This is a genomic window from Mycoplana dimorpha (assembly GCF_003046475.1).
Classification (GTDB): Bacteria; Pseudomonadota; Alphaproteobacteria; order Rhizobiales; family Rhizobiaceae; genus Mycoplana; species Mycoplana dimorpha.
The window spans coordinates 1-19,385 of sequence record NZ_PZZZ01000006.1 but is presented as its reverse complement, the minus strand read 5'-3'; the positions used below and the strand labels follow the sequence as shown (position 1 = coordinate 19,385).

The 19,385-nt window shown below is 65.0% G+C and carries 18 protein-coding genes; 10 read left to right on the top strand and 8 right to left on the bottom strand.

What is annotated here, in order from left to right; all coding sequences use genetic code 11:
- Complete coding sequence (locus C7449_RS14850; protein ID WP_108003685.1) at window positions 1-1,563, bottom strand: phytoene desaturase family protein; 1,563 nt, start codon at window positions 1,561-1,563, stop codon at window positions 1-3.
- Window positions 1,550-3,169, bottom strand: a complete 1,620-nt coding sequence (locus tag C7449_RS14845) for a phytoene desaturase family protein (RefSeq protein ID WP_108003684.1) — start codon at window positions 3,167-3,169, stop codon at window positions 1,550-1,552. Before C7449_RS14845 ends, C7449_RS14850 begins: the two co-directional genes overlap by 14 nt.
- Before the next feature lie 162 nt (window positions 3,170-3,331).
- On the opposite strand from C7449_RS14845, the gene C7449_RS14840 reads away from it, so the two are divergent.
- Genes C7449_RS14840 through C7449_RS14825 form a run of 4 tightly spaced genes read left to right on the top strand, consistent with a single transcriptional unit; the run spans window position 3,332 to window position 7,249 of the window.
- On the top strand, window positions 3,332-4,132 hold the full coding sequence (locus C7449_RS14840) for a class I SAM-dependent methyltransferase (RefSeq protein WP_108003683.1): 801 nt from the start codon (window positions 3,332-3,334) through the stop codon (window positions 4,130-4,132).
- A gap of 26 nt (window positions 4,133-4,158) precedes the next feature.
- Entirely contained in the window at window positions 4,159-4,851 is a 693-nt protein-coding gene (betI, locus tag C7449_RS14835; RefSeq protein ID WP_108003682.1) for a transcriptional regulator BetI, read from the top strand.
- A gap of 26 nt (window positions 4,852-4,877) precedes the next feature.
- Window positions 4,878-5,960, top strand: a complete 1,083-nt coding sequence (locus tag C7449_RS14830; RefSeq protein ID WP_108003681.1) for a substrate-binding domain-containing protein — start codon at window positions 4,878-4,880, stop codon at window positions 5,958-5,960.
- Window positions 5,957-7,249, top strand: coding sequence for a flavin monoamine oxidase family protein (locus tag C7449_RS14825; protein WP_108003680.1), 1,293 nt, complete (start codon window positions 5,957-5,959; stop codon window positions 7,247-7,249). The genes C7449_RS14830 and C7449_RS14825 overlap by 4 nt, the downstream gene beginning before the upstream one ends.
- Before the next feature lie 16 nt (window positions 7,250-7,265).
- Here the strand turns inward: C7449_RS14825 and C7449_RS14820 are convergent, their stop codons facing one another.
- Genes C7449_RS14820 through C7449_RS14805 form a run of 4 tightly spaced genes read right to left on the bottom strand, consistent with a single transcriptional unit; the run spans window position 7,266 to window position 10,510 of the window.
- Window positions 7,266-7,631 (bottom strand): VOC family protein, encoded by a 366-nt coding sequence (locus C7449_RS14820; protein ID WP_108003679.1) that lies wholly within the window; start codon window positions 7,629-7,631, stop codon window positions 7,266-7,268.
- A 29-nt stretch (window positions 7,632-7,660) separates the two neighbouring features.
- On the bottom strand, window positions 7,661-8,734 hold the full coding sequence (locus C7449_RS14815) for an ABC transporter ATP-binding protein (RefSeq protein ID WP_108003942.1): 1,074 nt from the start codon (window positions 8,732-8,734) through the stop codon (window positions 7,661-7,663).
- Between the two features lie 40 nt (window positions 8,735-8,774).
- Window positions 8,775-9,596, bottom strand: a complete 822-nt coding sequence (locus tag C7449_RS14810; protein ID WP_108003678.1) for an ABC transporter permease — start codon at window positions 9,594-9,596, stop codon at window positions 8,775-8,777.
- The gene (locus tag C7449_RS14805) at window positions 9,593-10,510 is read right to left on the bottom strand and encodes an ABC transporter permease (RefSeq protein ID WP_108003677.1); all 918 of its coding nucleotides are present in this window, start codon (window positions 10,508-10,510) and stop codon (window positions 9,593-9,595) included. The genes C7449_RS14810 and C7449_RS14805 overlap by 4 nt, the downstream gene beginning before the upstream one ends.
- A 252-nt stretch (window positions 10,511-10,762) precedes the next feature.
- Here C7449_RS14805 and C7449_RS14800 point away from each other — a divergent pair, with 252 nt between their 5' ends.
- The gene (locus tag C7449_RS14800; protein ID WP_108003676.1) at window positions 10,763-12,184 is read left to right on the top strand and encodes an aminotransferase; all 1,422 of its coding nucleotides are present in this window, start codon (window positions 10,763-10,765) and stop codon (window positions 12,182-12,184) included.
- A 6-nt stretch (window positions 12,185-12,190) separates the two neighbouring features.
- Here the strand turns inward: C7449_RS14800 and ybaK are convergent, their stop codons facing one another.
- Together ybaK and C7449_RS14790 are read right to left on the bottom strand one after the other, a co-directional pair.
- Complete coding sequence (ybaK, locus tag C7449_RS14795) at window positions 12,191-12,664, bottom strand: Cys-tRNA(Pro) deacylase (protein WP_108003675.1); 474 nt, start codon at window positions 12,662-12,664, stop codon at window positions 12,191-12,193.
- 107 nt (window positions 12,665-12,771) lie between these two features.
- Window positions 12,772-13,986, bottom strand: a complete 1,215-nt coding sequence (locus C7449_RS14790; protein WP_108003674.1) for an aromatic ring-hydroxylating oxygenase subunit alpha — start codon at window positions 13,984-13,986, stop codon at window positions 12,772-12,774.
- A 575-nt stretch (window positions 13,987-14,561) separates the two neighbouring features.
- On the opposite strand from C7449_RS14790, the gene C7449_RS22355 reads away from it, so the two are divergent.
- The 5 genes from C7449_RS22355 to C7449_RS14765 form a co-directional block, all read left to right on the top strand.
- Window positions 14,562-16,526, top strand: a complete 1,965-nt coding sequence (locus C7449_RS22355; protein WP_108003673.1) for a DUF2817 domain-containing protein — start codon at window positions 14,562-14,564, stop codon at window positions 16,524-16,526.
- A 79-nt stretch (window positions 16,527-16,605) separates the two neighbouring features.
- Window positions 16,606-17,403 carry a transporter substrate-binding domain-containing protein gene (locus tag C7449_RS14780; protein WP_108003672.1) on the top strand — a complete coding sequence of 266 codons (798 nt, stop codon included), beginning with the start codon at window positions 16,606-16,608 and terminating at the stop codon, window positions 17,401-17,403.
- 113 nt (window positions 17,404-17,516) lie between these two features.
- Window positions 17,517-18,224, top strand: coding sequence for an ABC transporter permease (locus tag C7449_RS14775; protein ID WP_108003671.1), 708 nt, complete (start codon window positions 17,517-17,519; stop codon window positions 18,222-18,224).
- A 3-nt stretch (window positions 18,225-18,227) separates the two neighbouring features.
- Window positions 18,228-18,920 carry an ABC transporter permease gene (locus C7449_RS14770; protein WP_108003670.1) on the top strand — a complete coding sequence of 231 codons (693 nt, stop codon included), beginning with the start codon at window positions 18,228-18,230 and terminating at the stop codon, window positions 18,918-18,920.
- A gap of 168 nt (window positions 18,921-19,088) precedes the next feature.
- Window positions 19,089-19,385, top strand: a 297-nt coding sequence (locus C7449_RS14765) for an alcohol dehydrogenase catalytic domain-containing protein (protein WP_170115903.1), incomplete at its 3' end; no start/stop codon positions are given.

Genomic DNA, 19,385 nt, shown 5'->3' with positions numbered 1-19,385 from the left:
TCAGCCCCTCATTTCGATGATGCGCCGCGCCGCGTTCAGGCCCGGCACGCCGGAAATGCCGCCGCCCGGATGCGAACCGGCGCCGCACAGGAACAGCCCATCCACCGGCGTGTCGTAGCCGGCAGCACCCAAGGCGGGGCGCGACATCAGCATCTGGTCTGCCTGCAGTTCGCCATGGTGCCAGTGGCCGCCGGGCATGCGGTAGCGCGCCTCGATGTCGGCGGGCGTAAGCAGTTCGGCATGGCGCACCAGCTTGCCGACGCCCGGCGCGAAAAGCTCTAGCCGGGCCATGATGGCGGCCAAAAACTTCGGCTTGCCGGCCTCCCAGCCTTCCTTCAGCGCATAGGGCGCATATTGCACCACTGCCGAGACCACGCAGGCGCCGTCCGGCGCGAGCGTGGGGTCCGCCAGGCTCGGCAGGGTGATCTCCATCACCGGCTCCGGCGAAAACTCGCCATATTTGGCCGGGTTGAAGGCGCGTTCGACATGGTCGGCCGAGGGCGCAATGACGAGGCGGCCGCGATGGCCGGCGGCATCGACGCCCAAAAATTCCGGCGGCCGGTCGAGTGCGAGATGCAGCTTTGCCGCATCGCCTTTCATGCGGATGTTCTTTATCCGTCGGACAAAGCCGGTGTCGATCTCGCGCGTGCCGACGAGATCCAGAAAAGTGCTGCGCGGATTGATGCCCGAAACCACCGTGCGGGCGCGGATTTCCTCGCCGCTGGCGAGCACGACGCCGACGCTGCGACCCTTTTCGACCAGTATTTTCGCCACAGGCGCTTCGGTGCGGATGCTGACGCCGGCAGCTTTTGCCGCGCGCTCGATGGCGGCGACCACCGCGCCCATGCCGCCGGCGGGCAGCGCCTGCGCGCCGGGCTGGGCGCCGATCTCGCCGGCAAGGCGATAGTAGAGGCCGAGCAGCGAGGTGGGCGAGCGCGGCCCGAGATGGCTGCCGAGCGTGGCATCGAAGGCGAGCAGGCCTTTCAGCCGGTCGTCTTCCTGATGTTCGTCGGCGACGTCCGAGACGTTCATCAGCAGCATGCGCAGGAAATCGCGCATGTCCTCCTTGCCGAGCCGGCGCAGCGACAGGCCGGTCATGGCAAAGGCCGAGATTTCCATCAGCGACATGTTGCCGAGGTCGGGCGGCCGGCGGGTCAGCAGCGGCTTCAGGATGCCGGCATAGCGGAGCAGCTGCGCCCGCAATTCCTGCCACGCCGCGGCTTCCGGGGCCGAGGCGCCGGAGAGGCTTTCGCCATAGGCGCCATGGAGCGTGAGCGGCTTGCCGTCACGCGAGAGCGCAATGCTAGGAGCGAGCTGGCCTTTGGGCAGCACAAGCCCGTGCTTCTCAAGCTCGAGCGTCCTGACCACCTCAGGATGCAGGCGGTTCAGCAAGTGGGCGGTGGACACACGAAAACCCGGCGCGAATTCCTCCGTGCGGGCGGCACCGCCGAGCTCGCCCGCGGCCTCCAGCAGCAGCACCTTGCGGCCGCTCTTCGCCAGGGTTGCTGCGGCGGTGAGGCCGTTGTGGCCGCCGCCAATGACGATGGCATCAAATGACGTCATGGGCCGGGCTCATATGCTTGGTGGGGCGCGAGAGGTCGCGCAGGATTTCGTGTGCGGCGTTGCGGCCGGGCGCACCCATGACGCCGCCGCCGGGGTGGGTGGAGGAGCCGCAGATATAGAGCCCGTCGATGGGCGAGCGGTATTGCGCGTAGCCGGGCACCGGGCGGTTGAACAGCAGCTGGTCGAAGGTCAACTCGCCCTGGAAAATGTTGCCTTCGGTGAGGCCGACTTCGGCCTCCAGTTCGCGCGGCGTGCGCACCTCCATGTGCACGATGCGGTCGCGAAAACCGGGCGAATAGTCGGCGATCTGCGAGACGACCGTTTCGGCGAAGGCGTCGCGGTCGGCGTCGGTCCAGTCGCTGCCTTCCACCTTGGGCGGGCAGTATTGCACGAAGCAGCTCATGAAATGCTTGCCGGGCGGGGCCATGGTCGGGTCGAGCATGGTGGGCATCATCATGTCGAGGAAGGGGTCCGCCGACCAGCGCCCGGCCTTCCAGTCGTCATAGCCGCGCTCCATGCGCTCGACGGAATCGGTGAAGTGCATGTCGCCGCGATAGCAGGGCGAATCCTTCGGCAGCGCGGGGAATTCGGGCAGCGAATCCAGCGCGATGTTCACCTTGCCGGACGAGCCACGCATCTTGAAGTTCTTCACCCGGCGCAGGAAGGCGTCAGGCAGTTCCTTCTCCTCGACGAGCTTCAGGAAGGTGCGCTTGACGTCGGCATTGGAGACCACCAGCTTGCCGTGGACTTCCTCGCCGCCGGCCAGCACCAGCCCGCGTGCCTTGCCGTTCTTCACCAACACCTGCTCCACTTCCGCGCCGGTGCGGATGGTGCCGCCGGAGGCGCGAAAACTGTCGGCCAGGGCCTTGGTGACGGCCCCCATGCCGCCGCGCGCATAGCCCCAGGCGCCGACCGAGCCGTCGACCTCGCCCATATAGTGGTGCAGCAGCACATAGGCCGTACCAGGCGACATGGGGCCGAGCGCGGTGCCGATGATGCCCGAAAGCGCGAAATTGGCCTTAATGACGTCGGTCTCGAAATATTCGTCGAGGAAGTCGGAGATCGACATGGTCCAGAAGCGCAGCGTGTCGGCCATCTCAGTCGCGCCCAGTCCGGCGAACTTCTTGCCGAGATAGATGAGCTCGCCGATGTCGCGTGGGCGAAAGCTGGTCGGGTCTGGCGCGGTGCGCATCAGGAGCGGCTGGATGAACCGGCACTGGCGCGTCACGTCGCGGGCGTAGCGGCCGTAGGCCTCGGCATCGCGGGCTGAGAAGCGCGCGAATTCGCGGCGGTGGGCGTGGTGATCGCGGTAGTTGGCGAGATAGTCGCCATCGCGGGTGAACACCGCGCCGCCCTCATAGGAGATGACCTGCAGGCCGAAGCGCGGCAGCTCAAGGTCGCGCATGATCTCGGGCCGGAACAGCGAGCAGACATAGGAGCAGTTGGAGTAGAGGAAGCCGGGCGTGAGCGAGCGGCTGGTGGCCGCGCCGCCGATCCAGTCGTTCTTCTCCACCACAAGCACGTCGAGGCCGGCGCGCTGCAGGTAACAGGCGTTGACGAGCCCGTTGTGCCCGGCGCCGATGACGATGGCGTCCCAAGTCTTCATTCCGGTTCCCGCTCTTGTTTTTTGCAAATCTGGCACGGGAACGCCGGCCCTGTCCAGCCATTTTGAATGAATGTTCAACAAACTAGAGTTGCGTTTTGTCGTAAGTGGAGTAGGCTTTCCGGAATTTCGACGTTGGATTTTTCCGCTTGGAGGGGTGGAACAATGATCGAAACTGCCGAGGCAGAGCCGGAATATGACGGCACCGCCATCCGCTTCCTGGAGGCGCTGTGGGGTGAGGGCTATCTGTCGCCCGGCGGGCCGGAAGAGGTCGATAGGGTGGTCGATGGCCTGTCACTGGCCGGCAAGCAAATCCTCGACATCGGCTGCGGGGCAGGCGGCATCGCGCTGCATCTCGTCGAAAAGCACGATGCGGCGCATGTGACCGGCTTCGACGTCGAGGCCCCGGTGCTAGAGGTCGCGCGCGGGCGTGCGGAAAAGCGCGGCCTTTCGGATCGCGTCGACTTCGTTCAGGCGCCGCCCGGCCCATTGCCCTTCGGCGATGCTGTCTTCGACGTTGTGTTCTCCAAGGATGCGTTGCTCCACGTGCCGGACAAGCAGGCGCTGTTTGCCGAGATCTTTCGCGTGCTGAAGCCAGGCGGGGTTTTTGCCGCCTCGAACTGGATGATCGGCCATGACGGCGAGCCGTCGCCCGAGATGAAATCCTATGTGGCGGCGGAAGGGCTGAGCTTTGCCATGCGCTCGCCCACCCACTACCGCAAGGCGATGGAGGCAGTGGGCTTCCGCGACATCACCGTCACCGACCGCAACCCTTGGTATCGCGAGGTTGCGCGCGGCGAGCTCGAAAGGCTGAAAGGGCCGCTCTATGCGCCGGTCGCAGCGGTCGTGGGCGCTGCCTATGTCGACAAGAACATCGCAACCTGGGAGGCGATGCAAAAGGTGCTTGACAGTGGGGAGCACCGTCCCACTCATCTGCGCGGATGGAAGCCGGACGAGGGTCGTTAGCGGCGATGTGCAGTATGGCGGCAAGGATGGGATCGACGACACAGAAGGAGGCCGAGAAGGCCGCCGGCAAGGGCGACGCGGAACGGCGCAGCCGCAAGGCCTCCAAGGAGACGCGGCAGCTGCAGCTCATCGAGGCAACGATCGATTCGCTGGCCAAGCGCGGCTATTCCGACACCACCATGGCCGATGTGGCCGATGGCGCCGGCCTATCACGCGGCATCGTGAACTTCCATTTCGAAAGCAAGGAAAAGCTGCTCGTCGCCACCTTGCAGTACATGTACGACGAGTATTCCGCCCATTGGCGCAGCGCCCTGCAAAAGGCCGGCGATGATCCGGCGCGGCGGCTGCAGGCGCTGGTGGCGGCCGATTTCGACCGCTCGATCTGCAACAAGCGCAAGCTGGCGGCCTGGTGCGCCTTCTGGGGGGAGGCCAAGTCGCGCCCGACCTACCAGATGCTGAGCGGCGCGCGCGACGAGGCCTACCAGCAGACCATCGTCGAGCTGTGCACGCAGCTCAAGCAGGATGCCGGCTACGACTACGACGCGGAGGCGACGGCGCTGGGCCTGAGCGCCATGCTCGAAGGGCTGTGGCTGCGCCTGATGATCAACGCCGAGAGCGTAACGCGCGAAACGGCCCATCAGGCCGCAGCGGACTATCTGGCCTCGGTCTTTCCAAAGCATTTTTTGCGGGAAGCCGCAGGCCGGCGAAAGATCTCATGACACGATAACAACCAGAGGGTGGAACGATGAGGGAATTGACCAGAAGGCTTTCGATCAAACTGGCGCTGGGAGGCGCGCTCTTCGTGTCCGCTGCCGGCCTTGCCTCGGCTGCAGACAAGGATCTGGTCATCTTCGACTGGGCCGGCTACGAGGATCCGGCCTTCCATCCCGCCTATGCCGAAAAGCACGGGGATTCGCCGACCTTCACCTTCTTCGGCGACGAGGACGAGGCTTTCGAGAAGATTCGCTCCGGCTTCAAGGCCGATCTCGGCCACCCCTGCTCGCAGAGCGTGGTGAAGTGGCGCGAGGCGGGACTGCTGCAGCCGCTCGACCCCGCCAAGATCACCGGCTGGAAGGACATCAACCCCGGCATCATGGCGATGAAGAACCTCGCCACCGACGAGAACGGCACGGTCTGGTTCATGCCCTGGGACTGGGGCAACACCGCCGTGACCTACAACACCGAGAAGGTGGACGAGAAGGACATCCAGTCGCTGAAGGCCTTCGCGGATCCGAAGTTCGAGGGCCGCGTCTCGATCGGCGACAATGTCGACGACGCCTATGCGCTGGCGAGCCTGGCGATCGGCTTGCGCGACTGGACGCAGATGACCGACGAGCAGTTCAGCCAGGCATCCGACTTCCTGCGCCAGGTGCACAAGAACGTGCGCCTATACTGGACCGACACCACCGAAATCGTGCAGGCGATCAGCGGCGGCGAGGTCGACCTCGCCTGGGCCTGGAACGACGCGGCCGTGCAGTCGGCGGCGGGTGGCGCGCCGGTGAAGATGAAGCGCGACACCGACGAGGGCATCTCCACCTGGGTGTGCGGCTATGTCCGCTACAAGGACGCGCCGGGCTCGGAAGAGAAGGCCTATGACTACCTGAACGCGGTGAACGATCCGGCGACCGCGGGCTACATGGTGGGCGAATGGGGCTATGGCCACGCCAACGCCAAGGGTATGGCCTCGGTCGATCCGGCGATGCTCGAGGAGAAGGGCTATGCCGACGTCGACAAGTTCCTCGACAAGACGCTGTTCCAGACGCCGGTTCCGGCCGAGCTGAAGCAGAAGATGATCGCCGAGTTCGAGAAGATCAAGGCCGGCTATTGAGCCACAGGCAGGCAAAGACGGAGGTTGTCATCGTCGGGGCCGGGTTCACCGGCCTTTCGGCGGCGCAGGAACTGCGCCGCGCCGGGGTGGACTTCTTGGTGCTGGAGGCGCGCGACCGGGTGGGCGGGCGCGTCGAGGCGCGGCGCAACGGCCTCGGCGAACTGGTCGACACGGGCGGGCAGTTCCTGTGCGAGGATATGCCGGAACTGATCGCGCTGGTGAAGGCGCGCGGCAAGACGCTGGTGGAAACCCATGTCGACGGCGAATTCATCGCCCAGCCGCCGATGCCGGCCGGCGACGCCGAGCGGAACTATGTCGGTGTCATGGAAATCCGCGAGCGCATGAACGGCATCGAGCCGGACGATCCGGCAATGGCCGGCATGACCGTGGCCGAATGGCTGGAGCGGCAGCAGGATGCGGCGGACACCAAGGCGGGTTTTCGCTCGATGATCGAGGGCCTGTGGTGCCAGGCGCTGGAGAATATCCCCCTCTGGCACCTGATCGACAACGACCGCCGCATCACCAACGAAGCGTCGGAGCTGCAGTATTTCCTGGCCGAGACCATGCAGTCGCTGGCCGACGACCTGGCGGGCGACCTCGGCGACCGGCTGCAGCTCGGCAGGCCGGTAACCAGGATCGAGCATGCGCCGGACGGCGTGAAGGTGCTGGCGGGCGATCGCGTGTTCGAAGCGCTTTCGGTGCTGGTCGCGGTGCCGCCGATGATGGCGTCGAAGCTCGCCTTCTCGCCGCCGCTTCCCGCCCGCCTGGCGCGGGCGCTCGGCGTCTGGCACAGCGGCGCGGTGATCAAGGTTCTGGTGCGCTATGCCCGCGCCCTCTGGCGCGAACGGGGCCTGAGCGGCATGGTCATGTGGCGCAACCTGCCGGGGCTGTTTGCCTGCGATGCCGGCAAGGACGAAAGCCATCCGGCCGTGGTCGTCTTCATCGGCGGCCCGCTGGCGCTGCGCTGGGGCGGGCTGGACGAAGCCGCCCTGCGTGGCGAAGTGATGTCGCGGCTGGTGACGGCGCTGGGGCCCGAGGCCGAGGCCGTGCTCGACTTCAGCTATCGCAGCTGGATTGACGATTCCTGGAGCGGCGGCGCCTATAGCGATCTCATCCTCGATATGAATGCCACGGATGCGGAAGGCGTGCTTCTGGCTGGCGCCCCGCCGGTGCATTTCGCGTCGTCGGAACTGTCGCCGTCCTTCCCCGGCTATATCGAAGGCGCGATCGTGGCGGGGCGGATTGCGGCTCGGAAGGTGCTGTCTGAACTGGAAGCTTCGCGAGGATAGCCCGGCCAGCCGATGACTACGGCTTTCCCTGGACCAGCTCTATGCGGTTGCCGAAGGGATCTCTGACAAAGCAGCGTTCGGTGTCAGCAAGTGCGTGGTCCGGAGTAACCGCAACGCCCGCAGCCTCAAGCTTTTTCGCCAAGCCGGCAAGGTCGTCAGTGACCAAGGCGGGATGGGCCTTGCGAGCCGGCACGAAATCCGTCTCGACGCCGAGATGTATCTTCACCGAACCGATCTCGAACCAGCAGCCGCCGCGCGCGGCGAGCGCTGCCGGCTTCGGCACTTCGGGAATGCCGAGCAGGTCCTGATAGAAGCTCCGCGCCTCTTCCTCGCGGCCGGCCGGCATGGCGAGTTGGACATGGTCGAGCGCGGTGATCGTCATGCGAGGGCTCCCATTGCGGAGAGGTGAATTCAGTCGGCCATCGCCACCAGAGCGTCGGGGTCGTAGGCGAGGCGGATGGGTGCGCCGACCGGAATGTCGTCGGCGCCGAAGTCGTTGGTCTCGGTGACGGAAAGCGGATTTTCCAGGCCCGGAATTTCCACGATCAGATGGGTGATCTCGCCGAAATAGTGGCGCTCGACGACGCGGCCGGCCACCTCGAATTTCGCTTTTGCGTCGTCCCACAAGACGCGCAGCCGTTCGGGCCGGATGCCGAGCGTGGCCGCCTTGCCGTTGCGCACGAAGGCGGCCGGCTTGTCGGTCCTGACGCGGCCGAAGCCCAGCGTGTCGACCACCAGCGAGGCGCCGTTCTCCTCCACGATCTCGGCCTTGACGAAATTCATGCCGCCGAGGAAGTCGGCCACCTGCCGGTTGACCGGGCGCTGGTAGATCTCCTTGGGCGAGGCGACCTGCGCGATGCGGCCGCCGAACATCACCGCGATGCGGTCAGACATGGCCAGCGCCTCGTACTGGTCGTGGGTGACCAGGATGAAGGTGATGCCCACCGCCTGCTGCAGCCGGCGCAACTCCACCTGCATCTGCTCACGCAGCTTCTTGTCCAGCGCCGACAGCGGCTCGTCGAGCAGCAGCACCTTTGGCCGCATGACCAGCGCGCGGGCAAGCGCGACGCGCTGACGCTGGCCGCCGGAAAGCTCGGTGGCGCCGCGTTTTCCCAGCCCCGTGAGCGAGACCTGCGCCAGTGCCTCCTCGACGCGGCGCTTTTCTTCCGCCGCGCCGAGCCTTAGGCGCTTCAGCCCGTAGGCGACGTTCTGCTCGACATTGAGATGCGGGAAGATGGCGTAGCTCTGGAACACCATGTTGGTGGGGCGCCGGTTGGCCGGAATGCCGTCCATCGGCTGGCCGTCGACGGCGATGGTGCCGCTGGTCGGATTGTCGAAGCCGGCGATCATCCTGAGAAGCGTGGTCTTGCCGCAGCCCGACGGCCCGAGCAGCGAGAAGAACTCGCCCTCGCGGATGGTCAGCGAGGCGTCGTCCAGCGCCTTGAAGGCGCCGTAGCTGCGCGTGACGCGGGAAATCTCGATCATGGTGCGATGATCGGCGGGCGTGTGTTCAGGCATCGGGGTCTCAGGCAAAGGCGCCTCCGGTGTTCTGGCTTCGGCGCGCGGCGCGGCGGCGCAAGAGTTCGGCGATGGTGAGCAGCAGGAACGAGCCGACCAGCAAAAGCGTGCCCAGCGCCAGCACGCCCGGCAGCTTGGCGGCGAAGCGCAGCTGGCCCCAGATGTAGATCGGCAGCGTCGGCTTGGTGCCGGTCAGGAAGAAGGCCATGATGAACTCGTCGAGCGAGATGGTGAAGGAGACGAGCAGGCTGGAGATGATGGCCGGCGTCACCATCGGCAGCGTCACCCGCCGGAAGGTGCCGAAGGCGGTCTCGCCGAGGTCGGCGGAAGCCTCCTCCAGGCTGCGGTCGAAGCCTTCGAACCCCGAGGTCAGCACGGTCAGCGAATAGGGGATGCAGACCAGCACGTGGCCGAGCACGACGGTCATCAGCGACAGGTCCAGCCCCATCTGCAAGATGACCAGCAGCATGGACACGGCCACGATGATCTCCGGCAGCACCAGCGGGGCCATGATCAGCCCGTTGATGGTGCGGCGCCCGGGAAAGCGATAGCGGGTGATGGCGCGCGCGGCGCAGATGCCGAGCACGGTGGAGAGGATGGCGGCGGCGATGCCGACGACAAGGCTGTTCCAGGCCGCGTCGAGCAGCGCCGGCGTGTTGGGTAGCTCCTCGTACCATTTGAGCGTCAGCCCCTCGAGCGGGAATTTGGGAGTGACCGCCGTGTTGAGCGAGAAGATCGGCAGGAAGACCACCGGCAGGTAGAGAAAGACGATGTAGAGCCCCGCATAGACCGGCAGCCACCTGGCGAAAATCTTGCGCAGGGCCGTCATCGTGCCAGCCTCGCAGCACTTCGGATAATGAGGACAGCGGCTGCCGCCATGGCGGTGACGATCACCATGGTGGTGACGGACAGCGCCGCGCCCAGCGGCCAGTTGGCGGCCTTGCTGAACTGCGCCTGGATGGCGTTGGCGATCATGACGCCATCCTTGCCGCCAACGAGGCGCGGCGTGACGAAGTCGCCGACCGTCGGGATCATGACGATGAGCAGTGCTGCGATGACGCCTGGCGATGACAGCGGCAGCGTGATGCGCAGGAAGCGGCGCAGCGGCCCGTCGCCGAGATCGGTCGCGGCCTCGATCAGCGAGCGGTCGACCTTTTCCAGCGAAACGAAGATGGGCAGGATGGCGAAGGCCGCCCAGGCATGGGTGAGCGTGATGACCACGGCGCTGGTGTTGTAGAGCAGGGCGGTGGAAGGCTCGCTGATGAAGCCGAGGCCCATCAGGCCGGAATTCAGCACGCCGTTGTAGCCGAGGATGACCCTCCACGACATGACGCGCAGCAGATAGCTGGTCCAGAAAGGGATGGTGATGAGGAACAGCCACAGCCCCTTGTGCTGGCCGCCGTGGAACGAAATGAAATAGGCGATCGGATAGGCCATCACGACCGTGAAGAAGCTGACCAAAAGCGAGATCCACAGCGAGCGCATGAGCAGGTCGCGATAGATCGGCTCGGTCAGCGCGACGCGGTAGTTTTCCAGCGTGAAGCTGCGGTCGATGGTGAGATAGTTCTGGGTCCAGAAGCTGTGCGCGACCACCACCAGGATCGGCACCACCAGAAGCACCAGCGCGTAAAGAAAGGTCGGGCTGATCAGGGCAAAGCCCTGCGCGGGTTCGGTTTGCAGAAGGGAGCTTCTTCGGCGCCTGCCCAAAGCGAGCGGCGGTGACCCTTCCGCGGCCGCCGTCATTGGTGCGGCTCTCGCAAAAGTGCGGCTGCGCAATCTTCCGGCATGTTCCACCCATTCGTTGCCGGCGTCGCGGTTCCCGGCGCGCGCCGTGCTTTCTTTCTCTCAAGATGAGCCTATTCGTGGATTGAAATCAAGCGGTATTTCTGAGATATTGATTGAACGGACATTCAATATGAAATCATTTGAATCGCCTGGTCCCAAGGCGCGGAGCGGTCCGGAAACGCGAAACGAGGCTCATGAAAGGGCAAGCATATGGCGGCGGCAGAGAACATGACGGCGGCGAACGAGGCCTGCACGTTGGGTCATGAGGAGGCGGTCGAGCTTGCCAGGCGCCACTTGATGCAGCCCTGGCCGACCGCCGGCGAGATCGGCGCGGAGGCCCGCAGCCTGATCGGCGAGGGCGAGGGCATCTACATCACCGACGGCGACGGAAGACGTTTGATCGACGGGCCGGCGGGCATGTGGTGCGTCAATGTCGGGCACCGCCGTGAAGAGCTGGCGCGGGTGATGTACGACCAGGCCATGCAGCTTTCCTACAACACGCCGTGGTACACGATGAGCGAGGCTTCGGCCGTGCTTGCCGAGCGCATCGCGGGGCACGCGCCGGGTGACCTTAACCACGTCTTCTTCACCACCGGCGGATCTTCGGCGGTGGAAAGTGCGCTGCGCTTCATGCAGTTCTACAACAATGTGCGCGGGCGGCCGGAGAAGAAGCTGATCCTGTCGCGCGGCGGCGCCTATCACGGCTCGACCTATCTGTCGGCCTCGCTCAATGGCCGCCCGCGTGACCGCGACTGGATGGATGGCGCCGACGAACTGGTGATAAAACTGTCGTCGCCCGACCCGTTCCGCCGCCCGGCGGGCATGAGCCTTGCGGCCTTCACCGACCAGCTCGTGGCCGAGTTCGAGGAGACGGTGAAGCGCATCGGCGCCGAAAAAATTGGCGCCTTCGTGGGCGAGCCGGTGCAGGCCTCGGGCGGGGTCATCGTGCCGCCGGAAGGCTATCTGCGGCGCATCCGGAAAATCTGCCGGGACAACGACATCCTGTTCATTTCCGACGAAGTCGTCACCGCCTTCGGCCGGCTCGGTCACGTCTTCGCTTCAGAGAGCGTGTTCGGAATCGAGCCCGACATCATCACCTTCGCCAAGGGCGTCACCTCGGGCTATTTCCCGCTCGGCGGCATGGTGGTGTCGCAGCGCCTGCTGGAAGAGCTGCGCCGCTCCAATCACCCGACGGCGATGTATGCCCATGGCCTGACCTATTCGAGCCATCCGGTCGGCTGCGCGGTGGCCCTGAAGAACCTCGACCTGCTCGAAGGCGGCGTGCTCGCCCATGCGCAGGCCGTGGCGCCCTATTTCCAGGCGCAGCTGAAGACGCTGGAGGAACTGCCGCTGGTGGGCGAGGTGCGGGGTCTCGGCCTCATGGCCTGCGTGGAATGCGTGGCCGACCGCGAGAGCAGGAACCCGCTGGAGCTGGACAAGAATGTCGGCAAGCGCATCGACGCGCACTGCCAGGAGCTCGGCCTTCTGGTGCGGCCGCTGATCAACATGTGCGTGATGTCGCCGCCGCTCATCATCACCAGGGAGCAGATCGACGACATGGTGGGCATCCTGCGCGAAGGCATCTCGCGCACGATGGACGATCTCAGGAAAGAGGGTGTCTGGCGGGGGTGAGGGGGCTCACCGGACGAGATCTGCCACCCTGGCGCCCAGCGCCTGGACGAGATCGTCCGGGCGCATGCGGATTTGCAAGCCTCTCTGGCCGCCATTGAGGAAAATCTCGTCCTCCAACGTGGCCATTTCCTCAACGGCCGTCGGCACCTGCTTGCGCCGGCCGAAGGGGCTGATGCCGCCGACCTTGTAGCCGGTCAGGCGCTCGGCGTCGGCCGGCTTCATCATGTTGGCCGACTTGCCGCCGAAGGCGGCGGCGACCTTCTTCATGTTGACCTCCTGATCGGAGGGAACCACCACGCAGGCAGGCTTGCCGTCGACTTCCACCATCAGCGTCTTCAGCACGGTGGAAGCCGGAACGCCCATGGCCTCGGCCGCCTGCAGTCCCACCCGCTCGGCACCGGCATCATAGTCATAGGTGGCCACGGTAAAGGGCATACCGGCCTTGGTCAGAGCGAGCGTGGCGGGCGTGGTCCTGGACATGGCCCTTTCTGTAGCAGAGCCGGCGCGCCGGACAAGCAGGCCACCTGGAAAAGGCACCCGATGGCCGGTCTGCCGGCGCACCGCGTCGGTCGCGAAGCCCTGCCATGCTAGGGCGCCGGCGGCGTGACCCCGCCAAGCATCTCTGCGTTCAGTCCCTCCATCTCCGCCTCGTTTGGCGCGGTTTCCAGCTTCAGCACCGGGATCTGCGCGCGCATATGGTCGTGGTGGGTGCGCACGCCGTATTCGAGATCGGAAAGGTAGAAGCCGGCAAAGCCCTTCGACAGCATGGATTCGTTTGACCAGACGGAAAGCTGCACGTCCTCGGCCTGGGTGTCGCGGTCGATGCGGGACGACAAGTAGCGTGCGGCGGCCGCTTCGCGGCTTTCGTCGCGGTAGCGGTAGATCGCGCCGCGCAGCAGCGTCTCGCCGGTCGACAGCGGGAACTCCTGGTAGAACTGCGCGCTCTCCGGCGTCACCGCGATCACCGCATTGGGGAACATGCCGTAATAGATCCAGGCCTTCCTCAGCCGCTCGGGCAGGTGGGTGGGCTCGGGAGCGACATTGATGTAGCGCCCGACGCTCCAGCGCCGGCCGGCATGCGGGTTGTAGGTGGCGAACGACCGCGACACGCCGTTGACGAAGGGCTCGTCGTAGTAGCTGGCGCCATAGAGGTCCTGCAGCGCCGGGTGGGCCATGGCGACGTGGTAGCCTTCATTGTCGACGTCGCGTACCGACTTCCAGTTGACCGGGCTGGTCTGGGTCCAGACGCCGTTTGCCGGCACCATCTCGGGGATGCGGTAGTGCGACAGCTCCTCCTCGAAGGGTTTCAGCAGCGAGGCGACAGACGCCTGCGGCCCTTTGCGGAAGCGGATGAAGATCAGCCCCATCCAGATCTCGAGGTCGAGCGCAGGCAGGCCGAACTCATTCTTGTCGAGCTCGGGGAAGGATTGCGGACGCGCTGCCCCCCGCAGCGTGCCGTCGAGATTGTAGACCCACCCGTGGAAAGGGCACACCAGTGCGTTCTTGCAGTTGCCGCGCTCGTCGGCCACGACGCGGCTGCCGCGATGACGGCAGATGTTGTGAAAGCCGCGCACCACGCCGTCCTTGCCGCGCACGACCAGCGCGCGCTCGCCCACGATGTCCATGGTGAGGTAATCGCCGGGCTCGGGCAGGTCGGAGACGTGGCCGATGATCTGCCAGTGGTTGCGGAAAAGGTGGTCCTTCTCCAGCTCCAGCAGTGCCGGGCTGTAGTAGGCCCAGCCGGGCAGCCCGCGCCGATCCCAGTCGGTTGGAACCCTTATGTCGCGAATGTGCGGGTTCATTGCTCCACCTCTCAATATTGAATAACTGTTCAATATAATCATATTTATTGTTTAATTGCAATAGTTTATGATTTCCAGCGACTTTCCAGGGGTGGCGCTTGCGCCCTTCCGGACCGGCTGTCGAACCGCTGCGGGCAGAAAAAGGCTCGACTTTTCCGAGCGTTAGTCGGGCGTGCGTGACGGGACGAGGCTTGCAAGTCGGCGGAGGCTGCCGGCTTATTCCTGACCGCCTTCGGCGCGGCTGGACCATTGCTCGTCCAGGCAAGCGAGAGACGCCAGCCACTCTTCAGAAAGCTGGCCCGAGACCGGCACGATCTATCGCCGGGGAATTAATGGATGTTGTTGGGGCTATGACGCCGTCCGACAGGGTACTGCCTCGCCCCGCGGGCGGCGTATCCGATTTTCCCTGGCGATCCGCCGTCGACGACACGGCCAAGTCGCCATCCCGAGATTTTATCGGCGTCCGTCATAAAATGTATAGACATATATGGGGCGCTCCTATAACCAATAAGAAAACGGGAACTCCTAAACAAGGCAAAAATGCCGGTTCAGTTCTTAACTTGGGACAGCTTCGCATGCATCAGATGCCACCCGTGACGGCTTACTCGGTTGACTACACGACCTTGCGCGCGCGCTTCATCGCCGCCGCACAGAAAGCCGGCGCTGAACTTCACGAATTTCGCCATCCGCTGAACGGTCCGCGCGGCGAACCCCTTTTCACCGACGTGGCCTTCCTCGGCCGTCGCGACGCGTCCAGGCTGATGGTGCTGATCTCGGGTACGCATGGCGTTGAAGGCCCATACGGCTCGGCCTGCCAGTCGGCCTGGCTTGCCGAAAGCTGTCCCTGGAGCCTGCCGGACGACACGGCTATCCTGATCGTTCATCTGATCAACCCTTGGGGTATGGCCTGGTCGCGCCGCGTCAACGAGGACAATGTCGACCTCAATCGCAATTTCATCGACTGGCGGGCTGATCCTCCCAAGAACGCCCGCTACGCCGAACTCCATCCCGCCCTCGTCTGTCACGAGTGGGAAGGGCCCGGCCGCAACAGGGCCGACGAGGCGCTCGCGGCGGCGATGAAGGCGAACGGCGGCTATGCCGGCATCGCGCCGGTCATCGAGGCCGGCCAGTACGACTTCCCCGATGGCCTGTTCTACGGCGGCAGCGGCCCGGTCTGGTCCAACCGCACGCTGAACGACATTCTTGCCACCTTCGCCCAGCAGGCGTCGGACGTCGTGGTCTTCGACCTGCACACCGGCGCCGGCCCCTATGGCTATCCGGCGCTGCTGTCGGTGGCCGAGAACGATCATTCCGGCCTGGCATGGGGCAAGGACGTGTTCGGTCCGGCGCTGTCCGTCGTCGTCACCGGCGAAACCGCCACGACCGACACCGGCATTGCCGCGACTGCGACCGGTTACGTCTCCGCCGCCGTCCGCAAGGCGATGCCAAAGGCCCGCGTCCTGCCGCTCGTCATCGAGTGCGGCACGCTGGAGGGCAAGGTCGTGTCGGATGCGGTGCAGGCAGACAATTGGCTGCACCTGTTCGGCAAGGTCGACAGCCCGCTCGGCCAGAAGATCAAGGCGACCCTGCAGTCCGCCTTCATCCCGGAAGATTTGAACTGGCAGCGCACCTGCCTTGGGGCGAGCCTCGGCTATTTCGATCGCGCCCTTGCCGAGTTGAAGGCGCTCGGCGACGGCGTCACCACGCGGGTCGTCGCGTCTGCCCCGGCGGCGGTCGCCGTTGCGCAGGCGGTTCCGGCAGGGCCGAAGACCGGCGAGAGGCCGGCTGTCGAGGTCTACGACATCCACAAGCGCTTCGGCCCGCTATCGGTGCTGAACGGCGTCAGCGTTTCGGCGCAGCCGGGCGAAGTGGTGTCGATGATCGGCTCGTCCGGCTCCGGCAAGAGCACCTTCCTGCGCTGCATCAACCTTCTCGAGCAGCCGAATGACGGCCGCATCGTTGTCGATGGCGAAGAAATCAAGATGAAGAAGACCGCTGACGGCGGCGCGATGCCCGCCGACATGCGGCAGGTCGAACGCATCCGCGCCCGCGTCGGCATGGTGTTCCAGAACTTCAACCTCTGGCCGCACATGACCGTGCTCGAAAACATCATCGAGGCACCGCTGCACGTCCTGAAGGAAGGCCGCAGCGAGGCGGTCGAACACGCCCACGCGCTCCTGAAGAAGGTCGGCCTGTCCGATAAGCATGCCCAATATCCGGGGCAGCTGTCCGGCGGCCAGCAGCAGCGCGCCGCCATCGCCCGCACGCTTGCCATGCGCCCGAAGGTGATCCTGCTCGACGAGCCGACCTCGGCGCTCGACCCGGAACTGGTCGGCGAAGTGTTGCTCGTCATCCGCCAGCTGGCGGAAGAGGGCAACACCATGATCCTCGTCACGCACGAAATGCAGTTCGCGCGCGAGGTGTCGCACAAGATTCTGTTTCTCCACCAGGGAAAGGTGGAGGAAGAAGGCCCGCCGGCGGAATTGTTCGCCAACCCGCGTTCGGAACGTCTGCGCCAGTTCCTGGCCCGCACGCTCTGAGTTCGGCGGCTTTTGAAGCATCCGGGATTAGGAGCCCGGTTCAGAGTGAATGAACGAAGTTAAATAGGGGAGTGAGCACATGAAATTGAAAGTGTTGTCGCTGGTCGCGTTCCTTGCCGCAGGCATGGGCAGCGCGTACGCAGCAGAGGGTGAACTGTCGATCGGCACCGAAGGCGCCTATCCGCCGTGGAGCATGGCCGATGCAGCAGGCAACGTCACCGGCTTCGACGCCGATGTCGGCAACCTGCTCTGCGCCAAGCTGGAAGTGAAGTGCAAGTTCGTCGTCCAGGCCTTCGACGGCCTGATCCCGGCACTGAAGGCCAAGCGCTTCGACGTCATCATCTCGGGCATGTCGATCACCGAGGATCGCAAGAAGGAGATCAGCTTCTCCAACGGCTACGCCGAGCTTGCCAACATGTTCGTCGCGCCGAAGAGCTCCGACCTCGCCGGCATCCATGATTTCGACACGCTGATCAAGGCGCTCGACGGCAAGAAGGTCGGCGTGCAGGCTGGCACGACCCACGCCCACTACCTCGAGAAGAACGCCCCGAAAGCCGACCTGAAGACCTACGACACGCTCGACCAGATGCAGATCGACCTGGCCAGCGGCCGTATCGATACCGCGTTTTCGGACGCTTCGGCGCTGGAAGATTTCCTCGCCAAGCCCGACGGCAAGGACTTCCAGCTGGTCGACGTCAAGATCGCCAGCTCCTCCGATGCGACGCTCGGCGAAGGCATCGGCGTCGGCATCGCCCAGGAGAACACCGAGCTGAAGGCGAAGATCGACAAGGCGCTCTGCGAACTGGTCAACGACGGCTCGATCGCCAAGGCCTCCGAGACCTGGTTCAAGACGGACATCTCCCGTCCCTGCAAGTAGCGACAGCGACTGGTCCCGCACGCGTTCAAGGCGTGCACGCCCTCACGGGCGTGCCGCCGGCCCGCGGGGCCGTCACCTTGATCTTTCAGGCATAAGCAGGTGTAGGCGATCTGATGGAATTCGGTCTTTGGCAAGTTTGGGAAGGCGGCTGGATCGGCGCCATCCTGCGTGGCGCGGCAATCACGATCGCCGTCGGCACGGCCGCCATGCTGGCGGGCCTTGTGGTCGGCATCGCCTGCGGCCTCATCAAGTGGGGGCGGGTCTTCCCGCTCAACTATATCGTCGACGCCTACACGTCGGTGGTGCGCGGCGTACCGGAACTCCTGATCATCTACCTGCTGTTCTTCTCCTCGGTTGAGTTCGTCACCAGGGTCGCGACCGCCTTCGGCTATGCGGGGCTCGCCGACAGCGGCTACGCCTTCACCATCGCGGTCATCGCCATCGGCGCGATCTCCGGAGCCTATTCGACTGAGGTCGTGCGTGGCGCCCTGGGCTCCATTCCCAAGGGCCACATCGAGGCCGCGCGGGCGCTCGGACTTTCCGGCTGGCGCATCTTCCGCCGGATCATCCTGCCGCAGATGCTGCGGATTGCCGTTCCCGGCATGAACAACGTCTGGCAGGTCACCATCAAGGATACCGCGCTCGTCTCGGTCGTCGGGCTGCAGGAGCTGATGCGCGCCGCCTTCATCGGAGCCGGGTCCACCCGGAACCCCTTCATCTTCTATCTCATCGCGGCCGTCGTCTATCTGATGATCACCCTCGTCAGCCAGGTTGGCTTCGATCGGGCCGAGCGCCTCCTCAAGGTCCGTTCAAGGAAGTAACCGATGGAACTCGAACTCATCCAACGTGCGGTTCCGGTCCTGCTCAAGGGCTTGGGTGTCACGGCCCTGCTGACTGGCGTCTCCGTGCTGGTCGGCTTCAACCTGGGGCTCGGGCTGGCGCTGATGCGGCTGTCGGAGAACCGCTTCCTTTCCGGCTTTGCCAAGTATTACAGCACGGTGTTCCGCGGCACGCCACTGCTCGTCCAGCTCTTCCTTTTCTACTACGGCCTCGGCCAGCTGTCCTTCATCAAGAACAGCGAAATGGCCTGGTGGGTGATCAGCGACGGCACGCGTTGCGCCATCATGGCGCTTGCGTTGAACACCGCTGCCTACACCTCGGAAATCCTGCGCGGCGGGCTGATGTCGGTTCCGGCCGGGCTGGTGGAGGCGGCACAGGCCGCCGGCATGTCGCGGTTCCTGCGCTTCCGCCGCATCCAGTTTCCGCTGGCGATCCGTCAGGCCCTGCCGGCCTATGGCAACGAGCTCGTGCTGACCGTCAAGGGCACCAGCCTGGCGTCGACGATCACGGTGCTTGAAATCACCGGCTACGCCAAGCGGCTGATGAGCCAGACCTTCGCGATCTTCGAGGTTTTCGCCATTGCAGGTGCGCTGTATCTTATCATCAACCTGGTGCTGATCACCCTCGTCAGGATGCTGGAAGCCCATTTGATGCGCCATCAGGCGCGATCGCGTTGAGTTTGCCGCGGCCTGTAGCGCCGCGGCTGCGAGGCGATCCTCGCCCCGCCATCTGATCCTGTGCCGCGCCGATCGGTGCGACGCATGTTCCCGCTCCATCCGCCAGCCGGATGCTCTTTCGTGCGCCGGTTCGGCCGCACCCATATTGACATGAAAGGACCAGAAATCATGGACGTACGCGCCGCCGTCGCCGTTGCCGCGGGCAAGCCGCTGGAAGTGATGACCGTGCAACTCGAAGGCCCGCGGGCCGGCGAGGTGCTGATCGAGGTCAAGGCCACCGGCATCTGCCACACCGACGACTTCACGCTGTCGGGCGCCGACCCGGAGGGGCTGTTTCCGGCGATCCTCGGCCATGAAGGCGCCGGCATCATCGTCGACGTCGGCCCCGGCGTCACCTCGGTGAAGAAGGGCGACCACGTCATCCCGCTCTACACGCCGGAATGCCGCGAGTGCTATTCCTGCCTG